The 17,118-nt window shown below is 64.0% G+C and carries 11 protein-coding genes and 1 tRNA gene; all 12 read left to right on the top strand.

What is annotated here, in order from left to right; genetic code table 11:
• The first annotated feature begins 130 nt into the window (after nt 1–130).
• A tRNA-Ala gene (locus CKO25_RS06660) sits at nt 131–206 on the top strand.
• A gap of 137 nt (nt 207–343) precedes the next feature.
• Nucleotides 344–1,069, top strand: a complete 726-nt coding sequence (locus tag CKO25_RS06655; protein ID WP_200387147.1) for a hypothetical protein — start codon at nt 344–346, stop codon at nt 1,067–1,069.
• Nucleotides 1,056–1,616 (top strand): hypothetical protein, encoded by a 561-nt coding sequence (locus tag CKO25_RS06650; protein ID WP_200387146.1) that lies wholly within the window; start codon nt 1,056–1,058, stop codon nt 1,614–1,616. The genes CKO25_RS06655 and CKO25_RS06650 overlap by 14 nt, the downstream gene beginning before the upstream one ends.
• Nucleotides 1,617–1,618: 2 nt before the next feature.
• Nucleotides 1,619–5,029: a BREX system P-loop protein BrxC gene (gene brxC, locus CKO25_RS06645; RefSeq protein WP_200387145.1), complete on the top strand. Its 3,411-nt coding sequence runs from the start codon at nt 1,619–1,621 to the stop codon at nt 5,027–5,029.
• A gap of 102 nt (nt 5,030–5,131) precedes the next feature.
• Nucleotides 5,132–5,455 carry a type II toxin-antitoxin system TacA family antitoxin gene (locus CKO25_RS06640; RefSeq protein WP_200387144.1) on the top strand — a complete coding sequence of 108 codons (324 nt, stop codon included), beginning with the start codon at nt 5,132–5,134 and terminating at the stop codon, nt 5,453–5,455.
• Entirely contained in the window at nt 5,452–5,955 is a 504-nt protein-coding gene (locus tag CKO25_RS06635; RefSeq protein ID WP_200387143.1) for a GNAT family N-acetyltransferase, read from the top strand. Before CKO25_RS06640 ends, CKO25_RS06635 begins: the two co-directional genes overlap by 4 nt.
• Nucleotides 5,956–6,047: 92 nt before the next feature.
• Nucleotides 6,048–9,578: an Eco57I restriction-modification methylase domain-containing protein gene (locus tag CKO25_RS06630; RefSeq protein ID WP_200387142.1), complete on the top strand. Its 3,531-nt coding sequence runs from the start codon at nt 6,048–6,050 to the stop codon at nt 9,576–9,578.
• Nucleotides 9,575–10,960, top strand: a complete 1,386-nt coding sequence (locus tag CKO25_RS06625; protein ID WP_200387141.1) for an AAA family ATPase — start codon at nt 9,575–9,577, stop codon at nt 10,958–10,960. The genes CKO25_RS06630 and CKO25_RS06625 overlap by 4 nt, the downstream gene beginning before the upstream one ends.
• Entirely contained in the window at nt 10,957–11,802 is an 846-nt protein-coding gene (locus tag CKO25_RS06620; RefSeq protein ID WP_200387140.1) for a DUF4435 domain-containing protein, read from the top strand. The genes CKO25_RS06625 and CKO25_RS06620 overlap by 4 nt, the downstream gene beginning before the upstream one ends.
• A gap of 355 nt (nt 11,803–12,157) precedes the next feature.
• Entirely contained in the window at nt 12,158–12,568 is a 411-nt protein-coding gene (locus CKO25_RS06615) for a DUF433 domain-containing protein (RefSeq protein ID WP_200387139.1), read from the top strand.
• Nucleotides 12,565–14,874, top strand: a complete 2,310-nt coding sequence (gene pglZ, locus CKO25_RS06610) for a BREX-1 system phosphatase PglZ type B (RefSeq protein WP_200387138.1) — start codon at nt 12,565–12,567, stop codon at nt 14,872–14,874. The genes CKO25_RS06615 and pglZ overlap by 4 nt, the downstream gene beginning before the upstream one ends.
• Nucleotides 14,875–14,877: 3 nt before the next feature.
• Nucleotides 14,878–16,947 carry a BREX system Lon protease-like protein BrxL gene (brxL, locus tag CKO25_RS06605; RefSeq protein ID WP_200387137.1) on the top strand — a complete coding sequence of 690 codons (2,070 nt, stop codon included), beginning with the start codon at nt 14,878–14,880 and terminating at the stop codon, nt 16,945–16,947.
• Nucleotides 16,948–17,118: the final 171 nt, after the last annotated feature.

Below are 17,118 nucleotides of genomic sequence, written 5' to 3'. Positions count from 1 at the left end.
GGCCTCACGATCGAGCGACTGGGGTCTTGTATCGATCGGTCGACCAGGTGCACAATGCCGCCCTGTTCGGGATTGATCATCGATGGTCTGGGCAACAGCACGACGATACAATCCCGCAGCCGATCGACTTGGGGCCGTAGCTCAGCTGGGAGAGCGCCGCGTTCGCAATGCGGAGGTCAGGGGTTCGATCCCCCTCGGCTCCACCATATCAATATACGATCACGAACTACCTCGGCCATTCTGTCGCGACTGCCGGATGACTGCATCAACGGATTCCGGCCCCTTGGTGATCCCGCCGTACGCGACCGCTTTCGGGTTCTCCCTGCGCCGCTCGGGGGGCCACATGTCACGGTCCCTGATGCTGCCCGATCTGGGTTTGCTGTTTACCGCCGTTCCCGTCACGGCCGGTCGCGCGGACTACCGCGCCGCCATTCTGGCCGAGAATGTCCTGGGTAAGCCAACCTTCTCCAGTCGCCGAAAGAGCGAAAAGCACATTTACGAGCTGTACGGACTCGACCCGGCCCTCGCCCTGTTCCGTTTGCTGCGTCGCTTCGCCGCGGAAGACCCCGCGTCGCTGCCGCTCCTCGCACTCACCTGCGCCTTCTGCCGCGATCCCCAATTAAGGTCCAGCTTCGACTTGGTCGAGACCCTCAAACCCGGCGAGGTCCTCACCCGCGCGCAGATGATGGCGTACCTAGAAGAGGTTTACCCCGAGCGCTTCAGCCCGGTCATGCTGGCCAGCCTCGCCACCCGGCTCGGGGTCACCTGGGCCGCAACCGGCCACCTGAAGGGCACTGCAAAGCGGACCCGGACCCTGCCCGTCGTGACCCCGGCCGCCTGCACTTACGCGATGTTTGCCGGCTACCTGCTTGGCCTGCGCGGGGATCTGCTGGTTTCCTCGGTGTTCACCCACTTGGTGGGGGCCGACCCGTCCACCGTCCTGTCGCACCTCGCCGTTGGCTCGCGCAACGGCTGGTTGCGCCTGCGCCACGGTGGCGGGGTCACGGAGATCGACTTCTCGGGCCTGCTGCTCCCTGACGAGGAGGCGTTGTTGAATGGCACGCATTGACCAGCTGCTGGCGAGCTACCGCCGCCACGTCTCGCTCACTCCGCGCGGCAATCTCCCCTTGAGCCAGCGCGTCTGGTTCGTCGTCTATCCGCCCGAGGACGAGCGGCGCCTGGTGAATCGCATCCCGGAGTTCGAGATCGCCACGCGCGATGAGGGTCTCGACTGGCGGCGAATCGATCTCGGCGGCGCGTTCGCCGACTGGATGGACACCTTCGATCCCGATGAGCGCACCGACTGCCTCGCCGTCCCCGACATCGTCGAAAACTACGCCGACCCCGGTTTCGTCGACTATCTCGTCGAGCGACTAAGGCGAGAACTGGCATCGGTACCGACCGCGGCTGCGGTCCACACTGTCTTCGCCGTCTCCGGGCTGATGGAGCTCTACGACTTCGTCCACGTCTCTGCCGTCCTCGAGTCCCTGGACAGCCATTTGCCGGGCATCGTCGTGCTCTTCTTCCCGGGCGAGCGCGAGGGCAACACCTACCGCTTCCTCGGTGCCCGCACCGGCTGGAATTACCTCGCCACCCCGATCCTCACGGACGACTGACCATGCAAAACCGAGAGCTGTTCCTGAAAGACCCCCTGACCTGGCAGATCGCCAACGAGGGCGTCTCCAGCAACAATGTCGAAGATCCCGATACCCTGCGCTACGAGTTGGACACCTTCGTCTGCCAGGGTGAATACCAAACGGGTCTCGCCAAGATCCTTCAGGGTTATCTCGACAGTCTCGGCAAAGAGCAGAAGGCGGCCTGGGTGAGCGGCTTCTACGGCAGCGGGAAATCGCACCTCGTGAAGGTGCTGCGCTACCTCTGGACAGATTTCGCGCTGCCCGGCGGCGTCACGGCGCGCACCCTGGCAACCCTGCCGCAAGACATCGTCGATCTGCTCAAAGAGCTGAGCACGCGCGGCAAGCAGGGGGCCGGGCTGCACAGCGCAGGCGGTACCATGAAGGCCGGGGTCGGCAGTGTACGACTGCGCCTCGCCGGCATTGCACTGCTGTCGGTTGGTCTGCCCGAGAACCTGTCGGTGGCCCGCCTGCTGATGGACCTGCGCGACGAGGGGACGTTGGCGGACATCCAGGAGCGCATCCGCCAGGCGGGGAAGGACCCGGCGCAGGAGTTAGGCCGGCTGTATACCTCCCGCGCACTGCACGAGGCATACCTCGCCCACCACCCCCACCTGGGCGACATCAAGAACGTCAGCGAGGCGCTGCGCTCTCAGTATCCCGCCAAGCTCGACGAGATCAGCATCGACGAGATGCTCCTCGTCGTGCGCCGCGCCCTGATGCGCAACGGCCAACTGCCCTGCACCGTGATCGTCCTGGACGAGGTCCAGCAGTTCATCAACAACAGCCCGGATGTCGCCCACGACGTCCAAGAGGTGGTGGAAGCACTGTCCAAGGAGCTGGACGGCCGGGTGCTGGTGGTCGGTACCGGCCAGAGCGCGCTGACCGACACACCGGCCCTGCAACGCCTGATGGGGCGCTTCACCACCAAGGTTCACCTGAAGGACAACGACGTCGAGAAGGTGGTCCGCACCGTGGTCCTGCAGAAGAAGCAGCAGGCCAAGGCCGAGATCAGCGACTTGGTCTCCAAGCGTTCGGGCGAGATTACCCGCCAGCTCAAGTCCACGCGCCTCGCCGCCCGCGCCGAGGACGACGCGAGCTATGTCCCGGACTATCCCCTCCTGCCGGTGCGCCGCCGTTTCTGGGAACAGGTCCTGCACAGTTGCGACCCGAGCGGCAGTGCCGCCCAGATGCGCACCCAACTGCGCGTCACCCACGAGGCGTGCCGCCTGGTGGCCGAGCGGCCGGTCGGCGCCATCATCCCCGCGGATTTCATCTACGACCAGCAGGCCAGTGAACTGGTGATCTCCGGCGAGCTGCAAAAGCGCTTCCAGGAGATCATCGAGGAGCAGAAGACCCGCCCGGACGGCACCCTGCGCAGCCGCATCTGTGCCCTGGTGTTCCTCATCAACAAGCTGCCCCGCGAGGGGGCGGACAGCGGCGTGCGGGCCACCCCCGAGCACCTGGCCGACCTGCTCACCGATGACCTGGGCGACTCCGCCACCACGCTGCGCGCGACGGTTCCCGCGCTGGTCCAGGACCTCGTCAGCGACGGCGTCCTGATGGAAATCGAGGGCGAGTACTATCTTCAGACCACCGAAGGCGCCGCCTGGGAGTCCGAGTTCCGCCGTCGGCGCACGGCGCTCCTGAACAACGAACCACAGCTCGCGGCCCAGCGCGGTCAATTGCTTTCGAAGGCTGTCCAGGCGGCGCTGGCCGGCGTCAACGTGCTGCACGGTGCCGCGAAGGTGAAGCGCAAGGTCACACCGCACCACGGCATGAGCCCGCCGCCGGTCACCGACGACCTGACAGTGTGGGTACGCGACGGCTTTCAGGAATCCGAGACAGCCGTCATCCAGGACATCCAGCAGCGCAGCGTCGCCGACGCCACCATCCACGTCCTGATCCCCAAGATCAAAGCGGACGCCCTGAAGAACGCCCTGGCCAGCGCGCTGGCCACCGAGGAGACGCTCAACTTCAAGGGCCAGCCCAGCGGGGAGGAGGGCAAGGAGGCGCGTCGGGCCATGGTCACCCGCCAGGCGCGGGAAGAGGCCAAGGTCGAGTCGCTGGTGAGCGAGATCGTCGGCGGCGCGCGACTCTTCCTCTCCGGCGGTCAGGAGCGACCCGTGGTGGCAATGAAGGACGCCACCGAAGACGCCGCACGGGACGTGCTTGACCGGCTCTATCCTCAGTTTCATGTCGCGGACTCCGCCAACTGGCCGACCGTCTGGAAGAAGGCCAAGGACGGCAGCGCGGGCGCACTCGGTGCGGTCAATCACGCGGGCGACCCCCACAAACACCCGGTCACCGCCGCCATCCTGAGCTATGTGGGTGCCGGCAAGAAGGGCTCCGAGATCGTCGCTCACTTCGGCGGCGGCAGCTTCGGTTGGCCCAAGGACGCGATCCAGGCAGGCATGGCCGTGCTCATGGTCAGCGGCCATCTGGGCGCCCGCATCCAAGGTCAACCGGTCAAGATCGCCGATCTCGATCAGAACAAGATCGGCCAAGCGGACTTCCGGGTCGAGCATCCGGTCCTCACCGCCATCCAGAAGCTCAAGATCAAAAAGCTGTTCCAGGCCGCGGGGCACAAGTTCCAGCCGGGCGACGAGGCCAGTGCGGCCCCCGGCTTCGTCAACCTGCTCGGAGACCTGGCCCGAAGCGCCGGGGGTAACCCGCCTGCACCCGCCGCGCCCCAAGCCCCGGAGGTCACCGCACTGCAAGGGCTCAGCGGGAACGACCTCCTCTTCGGATTGCATGAGAAGGCCGACGTCTTGACCCAGCGCATCGCCGACTGGAAGGCGACCGCCGACAAGATCGCACAGCGTGCCCCGGCCTTCAGCCTTGCCGAGCAGTTGCTCGACCAGGCGGCCGGCATCGCGGGCATGGACGCCGAGGCGTCCACCCTGGAGGCGATCCGCGCCAACCGCTCGCTGCTGGACGATCCGGACCCCACCAGTACGGTCCTCAAGGCCGTCGGGACGGCTCTGCGCGGCGCCCTCGCCCAGGCCCAGGGCCGGTACGCCGCCACACTCGCCGCGGAGCAGGCCAAGCTCAACGCCCATCCCACCTGGAGCGCCCTGTCGTCAGCGAAACAGGCGGCGCTGCTCCAGGCCGCGGGCATCTACCCGCTCCCCATGCCGGGTACCGACTCCGACGAGGACCTGCTTGCTGCGCTCAAGGCCCGCGACCTGTCCGCCTGGCAGACCCTCACCGACGCATTGCCGACCCGTTTCGACCAGGCGCTAGCCGCCGCGATTAAAGAGGCCGAGCCCAAAGCGCAGCGGGTGTTTCTGCCGGGCGCAACCATCCATGACGAGGCCGAGCTGGAGGATTGGCTGGCCGCAGCCCGCGCCGAGATCGCGTCCGCACTGGAGCAAGGGCCTGTGATTCTCTGACAAGAAGCCCGGATGTCTCGTTTCGGTCCAAGCGTCACTTGGACCACGTGCGTCCAACGTACTAACATAGAAGCCACCGACCTCGACCTCAGCAGATCAAGTATGTCATCCACCGTTAAGTACAGCGGTACGCCGCCACCGGAACGCCCTGCCCGCGCTGCGCGTTCCGCGCGCTTGGGCCTGCGTGCCACTCCCGAGCAAGAGCGGGTGCTGCGCCGTGCCGCCGAGGTGGCCCACAAATCCCTCACCGACTTCATCTTGGACAGCGCCTGCCAGGCGGCGGAACAAACCCTGCTCGACCAGCGCCTGTTTCTGGTCTCCGGCGTCGAGTATCAGGCACTTCTGGACCTGCTGGACCGACCCGCGCAGGACAACCCGGGCCTACGTGACCTCTTCTCCCGTGCCGACCCCTGGGAGACGCAGTGAGCCTGGATGCGCCGCAGCCGCTGGAGACGTTCCATCGGACCGACACCTTCGACTGCGGCAAACCGGCGCTCGACATCTGGCTCGCGCGTCACGCCCGCCAAGCCCGGGCGAGCGGCTCGGCCAACACCTTCGTCGTCGCGGATACGGATCGCGTCATCGGCTACTACAGCCTGACCGTCGGCCAGGTCGACCGCCTCGACGCCCCGCAGCGGATCCGTCAGGGAATGGGCCAGCACCCGATCCCCGTCGTTATCCTGGCCCGGCTGGCCGTGTCCCGCGAGGACCAGGGGCGGGGCATCGGCTCCGGGATGCTGCGCGATGCGATCCGCCGCACCCTGACCATCGCCGAGCAGGTCGGCATTCGTGCCCTGCTGACGCACCCGATCGACGACTCGGCAGCCCGCTTCTATGCACGGTTCGGTTTCATGCAGTCACCGCTGCACGAACAGCAATGGCTGCTCCTGCTCAAGGATGCGCGGCGCCAGCTCGCCAAGGTGTGACGTCAATCCATGACTCCGCAAAAGTCCGTATAAGGCGAGCGCACCACATCGAATAGCCGTAAGGCACCTAACGCATCGCAAGGAAACTAGACATGCCCGGCACCCTGAGCAAGGACCAGCGCTCGACCTTGGAGAAGATCACCCTCAAGGCCCGCGAGGCGGCAGAGGTCGCAGCCCGTGCCGCCTTGGACAATCTGGCTGTCCATGAAGAGCGGCCGCGCGCCCATCTGGACGAAGACCAGCGCCGCCTCCGCAACCGCCTGCGCGCCCGCGGCCGTGCGCTGGGGGATCGGCTGGATCCGGGCGGTACCCAGGCCATCGACCAGCTCGCCGAGGCCACCGCCTACGTGCACTGGCACCGGCTGCTCTTCACCCGTTTTCTGGCCGAGAACCACGTGCTGCACACCAGCGCCGAGCACGGCAACGTCCCCGTGACCCTGGAGGAGTGCGACGAGCTGGCCCCGGAACTCTTTCCCGACGGGGGCGCCCCCGACGGCTTCGATTTGGCCTGCCGCTTCGCCGCAGAGATCCTGCCCGGCATCTTCCGACTGGACGATCCGGTGCTCGATCTGCGCCTGGCGCCCAACCACGTGGTCCAACTGCGCCGCCTGCTCGACGAGCTACCCGCCGAGATCTTCCGCACCGACGACGCCCTGGGTTGGACCTACCAGTTCTGGCAGGCCAAGCGGAAGGACGAGGTCAACAAGTCCGGGGTCAAGATCGGCGCCCGCGAGCTGCCCGCCGTCACTCAGCTCTTCACCGAGGACTACATGGTGGAGTTCCTGCTCCACAACTCGCTGGGGGCTTGGTGGGCGGGACGCCGACTCGCCGCAGACCCTGCCCGGTGGTCCCTGGCCCAGTGTCCGGGCGAGCCCGAAGCGCGCCAGGCCGCTGCGCTACCCCCACGCGACGGGCTGCCCGGCATCGACTGGACCTATCTCCGCTTCGTCCGGTCCGACCTCACCCCCGCACACCCTTCGGGGGAGAGCCGAGGTGGGGGCAACCTCGCTGACGACCCACCCGAACCGACCAACCCCCACTGGACCCCCGCCGGCGGCACCTTCAAGGGCTGGCCCAAGCGTGCCGCCGAGATCCGCTTTCTGGACCCCTGCATGGGCAGCGGGCACTTCCTGGTCTTTGCTCTGCCCATCCTCGCCCGGCTGCGGATGGAGGAGGAGGGCTTGAGTGCCGCCGCGGCCGTCGCCGCCGTGCTGCGGGACAACCTGCATGGGTTGGAGATTGATGAGCGTTGCACTCAGATCGCCGCGTTCAATGTGGCATTGACCGCCTGGCGGCTAGGTGGGTATCAGGCGTTGCCGGTCCTGCATCTGGCCTGCTCGGGACTTACTCCTAATACGCCGAAGGAAACTTGGATTGCGTTGGCGGGGGAGGACGAACGGTTACAGCGCGGGATGGCCCGATTGTACGGGCTATTCAAGAATGCGCCAGTTCTAGGCAGCCTCATTGATCCCAGAAAAGCAGATGGCGACCTCATTGAGGCCGATTTCATAGCTCTAATACCTATTTTAGAGCGGGTGTTTACGTTTGATTGCGGTATAGATAACGATAGACATGAGCTTGGGGTAGTGGCGCAGGGATTGACGAAGGCGGCAGATCTGTTGGTGGGGTTGTATACGATTGTTCTGACTAACGTACCCTATTTGGGACGTGGCAAACAAGATCCACTGCTCCGAGAATATTGTAGTCAAATGCATCCTGCGGCAAAGACCGACGTTGCGGCTTGTTTCATTGAGCGTTGTACGCGGTTTTGCCTCGGTAATGGTTCAGCGGTCTTGGTAACTCCGAGCAACTGGATGTATATGGCAAGCTATCGCGAGCTACGGCGTAATCTACTTTTGCATCAACGATGGAATATTGTTGCCCGTCTGGGTGCCAGGGCTTTCGAATCAATCTCTGGCGAGATAGTCAATGTCACGCTCATTGGATTATCCAGGCGGTCACCTAATGCCGATGACGGAATCGCCGGTCTTGACGCATCTTCGGAGCTTGATGCCAGCGCTAAACGCAAGGCATTAGAATTATCTTCATTGCGGATTGTTCCTCAGCGACTACAATTGCAGAATCCCGACGCAAGAATATCTCTTGCGAACCACCCAGATTGCGAGCGTCTTTCAGCTTACTGCTCCTCTTTCCTTGGATTAGGAACAGGAGACTATCCCCATTATGGAAGACTTTTCTGGGAAATCATATTTCCATCTAATTCTTGGGCATTCCAGCAAGCAACTGTTTCTTCTCCGCAGATTTGGTCCGGTCGCGAACACATCCTTGCTTGGGATAGCAAAGATGGGCGCATTCGGGGCATGAGTGAAGCCGAGCGCGTGCAGATCCATAACCAAGATCAAAGCGGACAACAAGCTTGGGGTCGAACCGGAGTGGCTGTTGGCTTGATGAATGCATTGAAACCGACTCTATATACCGGAGAGAAGTTTGAGAAAATGCTCGCCGTCCTATTGCCGAAAGACCCTGAAATAATTCCAGCACTTTGGGTTTACTGCAATAGTTCAGAATTCGCGAAAGCCGTTCGAGAACTCGATGCTGGCGTCGTTGTTCCAAACGCAACGCTAGAAAAAGTGCCATTCGACTTAGCGCACTGGCAGCAAGTCGCCTCCGAACAATACCCCAACGGCCTCCCCAAACCCTACTCCGACAACCCGACCCAATGGCTCTTCAACGGCCACCCCAAGGGCTCCGACGCGCCGCTTCAAGTCGCCGTCGCGCGCCTTCTCGGCTACCGCTGGCCGCGCCAGACCGGCTCCGAGTTTCCGGACTGCCCGGCCCTGGATCCCGACGGGCTTGAGTCTCATGCGGACGCAGACGGCATCGTGTGTCTGCCGCCCATCAACAGGGAAGCGCCCGCCGCCGTGCGCCTGCGCACCCTGCTCGCCGCGGCCTTCGGCGCGCACTGGACCTCCGGCACCGAGCGGGACCTTCTGGCCGCGACCGGCGCGAAGCAAACCAACCTGGAAGACTGGCTGCAGGACGCCTTCTTCGAGCAGCACTGCAAGCTCTTCCACAACCGCCCCTTCGTGTGGCAACTCTGGGACGGTCGCAAGGACGGCTTTCACGCCCTGGTGAACTACCACCGGCTGGACCGGGCCAATCTGGAAAAGCTCACCTACAGCTACCTGGGCGACTGGATCCGTCAGCAAGACGCGGACGCCAAGGCCGACAAGCCCGGCGCCGCCGAGCGCCTGGGCGCCGCCCGCGCACTGGAGACCGAGTTGGTCGCGATCCTGGAGGGCGAGCCGCCCTATGACCTCTTCATCCGCTGGAAGCCGCTCACCGAGCAGCCCCTGGGCTGGCAGCCGGACATCAACGACGGCGTACGCCTCAACATCCGCCCCTTCATGCAGGCCCGCGACGTCGGCAAGAAGGGCGCCGGCATCCTGCGCGCCAAGCCCAACATCAAATGGGATAAAGACCGCGGCACCGAGCCCCACCGCGACAAGTCCGACTACCCCTGGTTCTGGCACGCCGAAGAGCCTCCGCTCGCCTGCCCCGGCGGCCCCGAATTCACCGGTAAACGCTGGAACAATGTCCACCTGACCCTGGCCCGCAAACGGGCCGCCCGAGCGACTGTTCGCCAAGAGGGTTCACAATGAACGAAACCGAGCCACTACTGCGCGTCAAGAGGATCCAGGTCGACAGCCTCTTCGAGGCATTCAACCACAGGGTGGATCTAAAACTGGACGACCGTGTCACCATTTTGCATGGCCCCAATGGTGTGGGGAAGACCATGCTTCTCAAAATGGTGAATGCGCTCTTGGATGGAAGGTACAGTCTGTTCCAGCGCGTGCCTTTTGGCCGTTTTATCCTGGAATTAACAGACCATAGAAGAATAGAGTTGACCCTCGGACCGCCGAAACCAGCTGGCAAGACGAGGAAGTCTTCTAGAAAGGCGCGTCAAGAGCCTTTTCGGACGCTGCAACTGAAGTTGTTTGAACGTGACAAGGAAGTCGATCGGCATGAGGTCCTGACCAACCAGGATGTTGTTGTCATTGCGGACGCGATTGGAAGCCGTATCCCTTGGGTTCATCGGCAAAGCGACGATCTGTGGCTGGATGAAAGAGAAAGTGACGATTTACTCTCGCCGGAAGAGGTAGTTGTGCGATACGGCGACGAGGTTTCCGCAAACCTCCTGCTGACAGGGCGATCGACCGACCCGGACTGGCTGAAAGAAATACACGACAAGGTTAAGGTGCATTTCATCGCCGCTCAGCGGCTGCTTCGTGTCGGCCCGGAACATCCTCGACTTTATCCGTCTCGACCTCGAACCTCATCCACCGTTATGGATTACGCACGGGATCTGAGGTCACGCATTAATGACACCATGGCACGTTACGGCCAACGCTCCCAAACGCTCGACCAATCGTTTCCGCAGCGCCTCCTTAGCAGCGGCTACATGAGGCTGCCTGCCGACGATTTGAAACAGCGCATGGAGAAGCTTGACGAGCGACGGAAGGAGCTCAAAGGAATCGGATTGCTGGACAAGCTGGATAGCCACCCGTTCGATACCGCGAAGTTGGAGAGCCTTGAGCCAGCTCAGGAAAGTGTCATGGCTCTCTATGTTCAAGACACGGAGGACAAGCTATCCGAGCTAGACGATCTCGCGCAGCGTGCACGCCTGCTGCTTGATAATGTCAATCACAAGTTTCACCACAAGCAGATCCGCATCGACCGTGATCTGGGATTAATCGCCGAGGGCGAGCAGGGCCGAGCCTTGGAGTTGGACGCATTGTCGTCCGGTGAACAACACGAGTTGGTGCTCCATTATGACCTTCTGTTTCGGGTGCGGCAGAATACCTTGGTCTTGATCGATGAACCCGAGCTCTCATTGCATGTTGCATGGCAGAAACGGTTCCTCCCGGATCTACTTGAGATTGTCGAGACCGCTCAGTTCGATGTGCTCATGGCGACCCATTCGCCCTTTATCGTGGGTGATCGATCAGACCTCATGATCGGATTAGACGCGGAGCTGGTATGACGCTGCTCGGCCACAAGGATGCCGGTATCGTCGCCACAGAGGTGATCATGACGCGCCAACTCCATGGCGGCAGCTTTTTGATCGTCGAGGGCGAGGACGACCATAAGTTCTGGAGTCCTAGGGTTGCGCCCGGTCAGTGTGAACTCGTCATCGGCAATGGCAAGCCGAACGTAGAGGGCGCGATCGCCCGCTTGGACATGTCCCGATTCCGCGGCGCGCTCGGTGTCGTGGACGATGATTTCGATGGTCTGAAGGGGCGCTCCCGCCCATCGCCTAATCTGATCGCTACGGACACCCACGATTTGGAGTGCACGTTGATTCGCTCCCCTGCTTTGGAGCGCGTCCTGGCGGAGCTTGGCACCTCCGCGAAGATCCGTGAAATGGAAGAGCGCCAAGGTCACTCGATTCGGGATTCCCTGCTGGAGCGTGGACTGGAGTTCGGCCGGCTGCGTTGGGTGGCGCAGCGCCGGGGCTGGGAGATCCCGTTTGAAAAGCTCGGACCAGAACGCTTTCTGAAACGCGAGACCTGGTTGGTCTTGCGGAACGAGCTACATGATGCAGCGGTAGAGACCGGCGCAGTCCCATCCATCGGCGATCTGCGTGCGGCGTTGGAAACGCTCCCGGTCGCTGATCCTTGGTTAGTCTGCCAAGGTCACGACTTGGTGAGCATCCTGCGTATCGGTCTGATGCGGATGCTGGGTAGCCTCAAGCCAAGCAAGGGGGTAGACGACATCGCGGCCATGCTGCGCAGCGCTTTCGACGATCAAGAGCTTCACGGCGGCCATTTCGGCGCCGCGATACGCGGCTGGGAGCAGGCGAACACGCCTTATCTGGTGCTCTAGCTTGGTTGGCGGTCTGACGCAGTGCGGCGTTGACTGCAGGACCTCATTGGCTCGACATCGACTTTCCTTGCGGGGTCTGCCTTGGAGAATGGCCAGTAGATGCCTTCCACTGCCGAGGAACTGGACGCGGAAACCCGCAACCCGGCGGGCCGTGTCGCGGGATAACGCAGGTGAGGGTTAATCTCGAGCAGTGACTTCGACATGTCGTGTCGGCGACCTCGGGATCGCTGGACAGACGGCGGGATAGGAGAATGATCGCACAGACCGCCCAAGGTCGCCCGACACCAGGATGAAGGGCGAACCCGAATACACTTCGAGTCGCCGAGCGCAACTGACACATCTGGAGGTTTCGACGATGAAGGCAGCGGACGAGGACGGCGTTTGGTTCAAAGACAGGGATGCTCGCATTACCGTCCATCCGGATCTCTGCAACGGGCGCCCGACGATCCGCGGCCTGCGGATCACTGTCGAGACCATCATCGGTTTGCTGAGTGCCGGTGAATCCCCGGATCAGATTCTGCGCCAGTACCCGTCGCTGGAGCCGGCGGACATTGACGCCTGTATCACTTTTGCCATGGATTTGCAGGCTCATCGTGTCAGGTTACGCGGGTTGTCCAACACCTCAACGAAACCGCACGACATCTCCGATCTGTTCGGCAAGGTGCAGATCGATCTCGATTACAACTACAAAGCCCTGCGGCAGGCGGCGGGGCATCCCGCCTCGCGAGTTGCCGGGACGGGACGCCCCGACTCACCCGTATCATGACAACAACCATCCTTGAACAACTAATCGACCGCCTCCGCGCGGCGGCGATCTACAACCGCCACGACCTGGCTGCGCCATCCGTGGTGCTGTGGACCGACGGGGAGGGCCTGTGGTCCCGAGCCATCCCGCTGCTGCAGGACGCGATGCCGGAATTGCTGGTGCTGGCACCGGAGATCGCCGATGAGCGCACCGGTCCCTCCACCTGGCTGCGTTACCGGCTTGCGCGTGGGACTTGGGGGCACGCGCCGTTGGTCTATCTGCCGGGTGTGGCGCGGTATGCCTTTCGGGGCGCCGCCGGGTTCCCGGAGGCCGCGCGGCATCTGTTCGCGCTTCAGTTCCAAGGTCAGTTCTGGAGTCAGCAGAATGGAAAGGACTGGACGCCGTCCGCCTTCATGTCGTCCAAGGAGGGCGGGCTGGGGCTTGATCTGGCCCGTGACCGCGCGACCCTGGATGCGGTGGGCGCCCAACTGACGCAGGTGCTGCGCGCGCCGGTCTCCAGCCTTTCCGGCCGGCGCCTGGAGGCGGCGGATCTGCATGGGTTGGCGGCCGGCGATCCGGTCGGCCTGCTGCTGGAGTGGATGGCGACCAGCGACGGCAGCCATGGCGACTGGTCCACCGAGCGCTGGGCCGGATTCAAGGCCCTGTGCAAGCCGACCTTCGGTCTGAACCCGGACAAGGACGGGATCATCGCCGCGGTGGACCGGCTGGTGGCTGGCGGCGGGATCTGGGATCAGGTCTGGACGCGCTACTGTCAGGCGCACAAAGCCTTCGCCGGGGTGCGCAAGGCGCTCGACCTGGCGCATCCGAAGGACTTGCTCGATGGCGCCAACGACCGGATGCCGGCCACCAACCGTCAACAGGAAGACGGGTTGCGCGCCGGCCTCTTGGGCCTTTCGGATCGTCCGAGGGCGGAGGCGCTCACGCAGCTCACAAAACTGTGCGGGCAGCATGCCTCGCGGGCCGATTCCCTGTGGGCGGATCTGGGCGAGGCGCCGCTGGCTCGGGCCGTCGTGCAGTTGAAGATCCTGGCGGAGGGGATCTCCGCGGGAGTCGGCGGCCACGATTGGGAGGCGTTGTCCGCGGCCTACCAGGAGCGCGGCTGGGCAGTGGATGCCGCCGCCTGGCGCGCGTATGCGACGGTGCGCGATGCTCCGGATCTGGATGCCGTGACGGCGGCGCTGCGCGCCGTGTATCTTCCGTGGCTGGCCGGCCTCGCGGAGCAGGTTCAGGGTTGGGGCCTGAGCTACCCGATGGCCAACCCAGCCCAAAGTCCCTTGTTCGAGTCGACCCCGGGGACGGTCATGGTGTTCGTGGATGGTCTGCGTTGCGACTTGGGCCTGGATCTGGCCCGGCGACTCCGGGCGGACGGACTCACCGTGGAGACCGTCACCCGCTGGACTGCCCTGCCCACCGTGACCGCGACGGCCAAGCCCGCGTGGCGCCCGCTGGCAGAGACCTTGATCGGCAACAGTCTGCCGGAGGGGTTCGAGCCACAGCGTACCGAGACCGGCAAGAATCTGACGACTCAGACCTTTCGCACCCTGTTGGCGAACCATGGGTGGTCCTGGCTTGAGACGGCGTCCACCGGGGATCCGAGCGGCGCCGCCTGGACCGAGATCGGGACCTTCGACCATGACGGGCATGCCCAGGGAGCGCGTCTGGCTTGGCGACTCGATGAGGAGCTGCGGGCGGTGGCCTTGCGGGTGCGCGAGCTGCTCGCGGCCGGTTGGCAACGCGCCGTCCTGGTGACGGACCATGGGTGGCTCCTACTACCGGGGGGATTACCCAAGGCGGACCTGCCGGCACATCTGACCCAATCGCGCTGGTCACGCTGTGCCGTGCCCCAGCCTGGCGCTCAGCATGGTTTTCCGGAACTGCCTTGGTTCTGGGGCGGCGGCCACTCGGTGGTCTACGCCCCGGGAGTCTCGGCGTTCAAGCTCGGCATCGAATATGCGCACGGGGGTCTCAGCCTGCAGGAGGCGTTGACCCCGACACTGACCGTCACGGCCGACGGTCCGGCCGCCCAGGCGGCTGTCGCGGTTCTGAGCGCCGAGTGGAAAGGCATGCGGTTGCGGGTGCAGTTACAGGGCGGATTCGCGGGGACCCTCCTCGACATCCGCACGCAACCGGCGAACGCGGCATCGAGCCTGCTCGACCCGGAGCGACGGATGCAACCGCCGGACGTGGATGGCGCCGCAGCCGTGTTGGTCACGGACGACAGGAACGAAGGGGAGAAGGCCGTGCTCGTGGTCCTGCGCGACGGGCAGGTGGTGGCCAAGCAGCCCGTGACCATCGGAGGGGATTGATCCATGCAGCTCGACGCGCTCGACCAGCTCGCCGCCCAGGCGTTCGACGGATTTGTCGTTCGCAAAGACCTGGTGCGCCGGTTCAAAGGCCAGTATCCGGTGCCCACCTATGTGGGCGAGTTCCTGCTCGGGCGCTACTGCTCCAGCACCGACGAGGCAGAGATCCAGGAGGGGCTGGACATCGTGCAGCGCCAGCTCGCCAGCCGCACGGTGCGTGCAGGCGAGGAGGAGCTGTTCAAGGCCCGCGCAAAGGAGCAGGGTCGCGTCAAGCTGATCGACCTGATCACTGCACGCCTGGACGCCAAGAACGATTGCTTCGTGGCCGAGCTGCCGAGCCTGCGGATCAAAGATGTCCGCATCGACGATGCCCTGGTGCACACCCACGAGCGGATGCTCACCGGCGGCTTCTATGCCGAGATCGACCTGAGCTACGACCCGAGCATCGCCGAGGAGAAAAACGGTCGGCCCTTCGGCATCGAGTCGCTGCGCGAGATCCAGCTCTCCAAACGCGATGCGCTGGACACCCTGGCCCGCGGGCGTGCCGCCTTCAGCTTCGAGCAGTGGCAGGCGTTCCTCTTGCGCAGCGTCGGGCTGGAGCCCGAGAGCCTCACGCCCCGCACCCGCGACGTCATGCTGCTGCGGATGGTTCCCTTCGTTGAGAACAATTACAACGCGGTGGAGTTGGGGCCGCGTGGGACTGGCAAGAGCCATCTGTTCCAGCAGGTGTCGCCTTACGCGCACCTGGTCTCGGGCGGCAAGGCGTCGGTGGCGCGCATGTTCGTCAACAACAGCACCGGTCAGCGTGGACTGGTGTGTCAGTACGACGTGGTCTGCTTCGATGAGGTCTCAGGGATCAGCTTCGACCAAAAGGACGGGGTCAACATCATGAAGGGCTACATGGAGTCCGGCGAGTTCAGCCGCGGCAAGGAAAGTATCCGCGGCTTCGGAAGCGTCGTCATGGTCGGCAACTTCGAGGTGGATGTCGTCCACCAGCAGCGCGTTGGCCATCTGTTCGGCCCCATGCCGCCTGAGATGCGCGACGACACCGCCTTCATGGACCGCATCCATTCCTACATGCCGGGCTGGGACATCCCCAAGGTCAACCGCGAGCAGCTCACCGACCATTTCGGCCTGGTGAGCGACTTCCTCTCCTCCTGCTGGAATCACCTGCGGGCGTCCTCGCGCTTGCAGAACTTCCAGGGGCGCATCCAGTTCGGCGGGGCCTTGACCGGGCGCGATGTCAACGCGGTCCAGAAGACGATGAATGGGCTCCTGAAGCTGATGTACCCCTACGCCAACACGGAAGGCGCCGGGACGGCGTACCAGGAGATCCCGGATCACGCCATCGAATGGGCCGCCCGACTGGCGCTCGAGTGCCGCCGCCGCGTCAAGGAGCAACAGAAGCGGATCGGCTCCGCGGAGTTCCGCAACACGCACTTCAGCTACCAGATGGGATTAGACGGGGTAGAGCAGTTCGTCTCCACCCCGGAGCTGCAGAACGAGGACAGCATCGGCGACGACCCGCTGCCGCCCGGACAGATCTGGGTTCTCTCGCCCGGCGGGCTGGACGAGCATCCCGGGCTCTATCGTTTGGACGTCACCCAGGGGCCGGGGTCCGGGGTCAAGATCCTCAACCAACCGCCGCCCGCGCCCTTCAAAGAGAGCGTTCGCTGTGCCGAACAAAACCTCTATACGCGGGCCAAAAACCTAGTCGGCGACCGCGATCCGCGGGCACACGAGTTTTCGGTGCAGATGCGCGCCTTCGACGCCGGCAAGTCCGGAACTGCCACAGGCGTCGGGGCCTTGCTCGCGCTGTGCTCGGCCCTGCTGGAGAAAAGCCTCAAGGGCGGACTGATCGTCGTCGGCGGACTCAACCTGGGCGGGTCCATCGAGCCGGTCTACAACGTGGTTAGCGTGGTCGAGGCTGCGGCGGACAAGGGGGCAAAGACCATCCTGCTGCCGGTGACCACGCGCAAGCAGCTCATCGAGCTGGATGACGACATCGCCACGCGCGTCACCGTGGTGTTTTACTCCGACGCCAGGGATGCCTTGCTCAAGGCGCTGATCGAGTGAGAGGCTCGGGTTGTCGGGACTTCGTGCGTAGCCGTGCACGACCGTTCGTCGGATATTTCGAGTCGGTTCACATGGGAAAAACTCGATTGCTCTCGCCGAGGGTCGAGCCGCTATCGACCCTCAACGAGGGGCAGGTTTGGGGGCAACTCCGCGCAGCACGTGGATGGATAA

The sequence above is a fragment of the Thiocapsa imhoffii genome, from assembly GCF_016583985.1.
GTDB lineage: Bacteria > Pseudomonadota > Gammaproteobacteria > Chromatiales > Chromatiaceae > Thiocapsa > Thiocapsa imhoffii.
The sequence above is the reverse complement of the archived record's forward strand: the minus strand, read 5'-3'. Positions and strand labels throughout refer to the sequence as shown.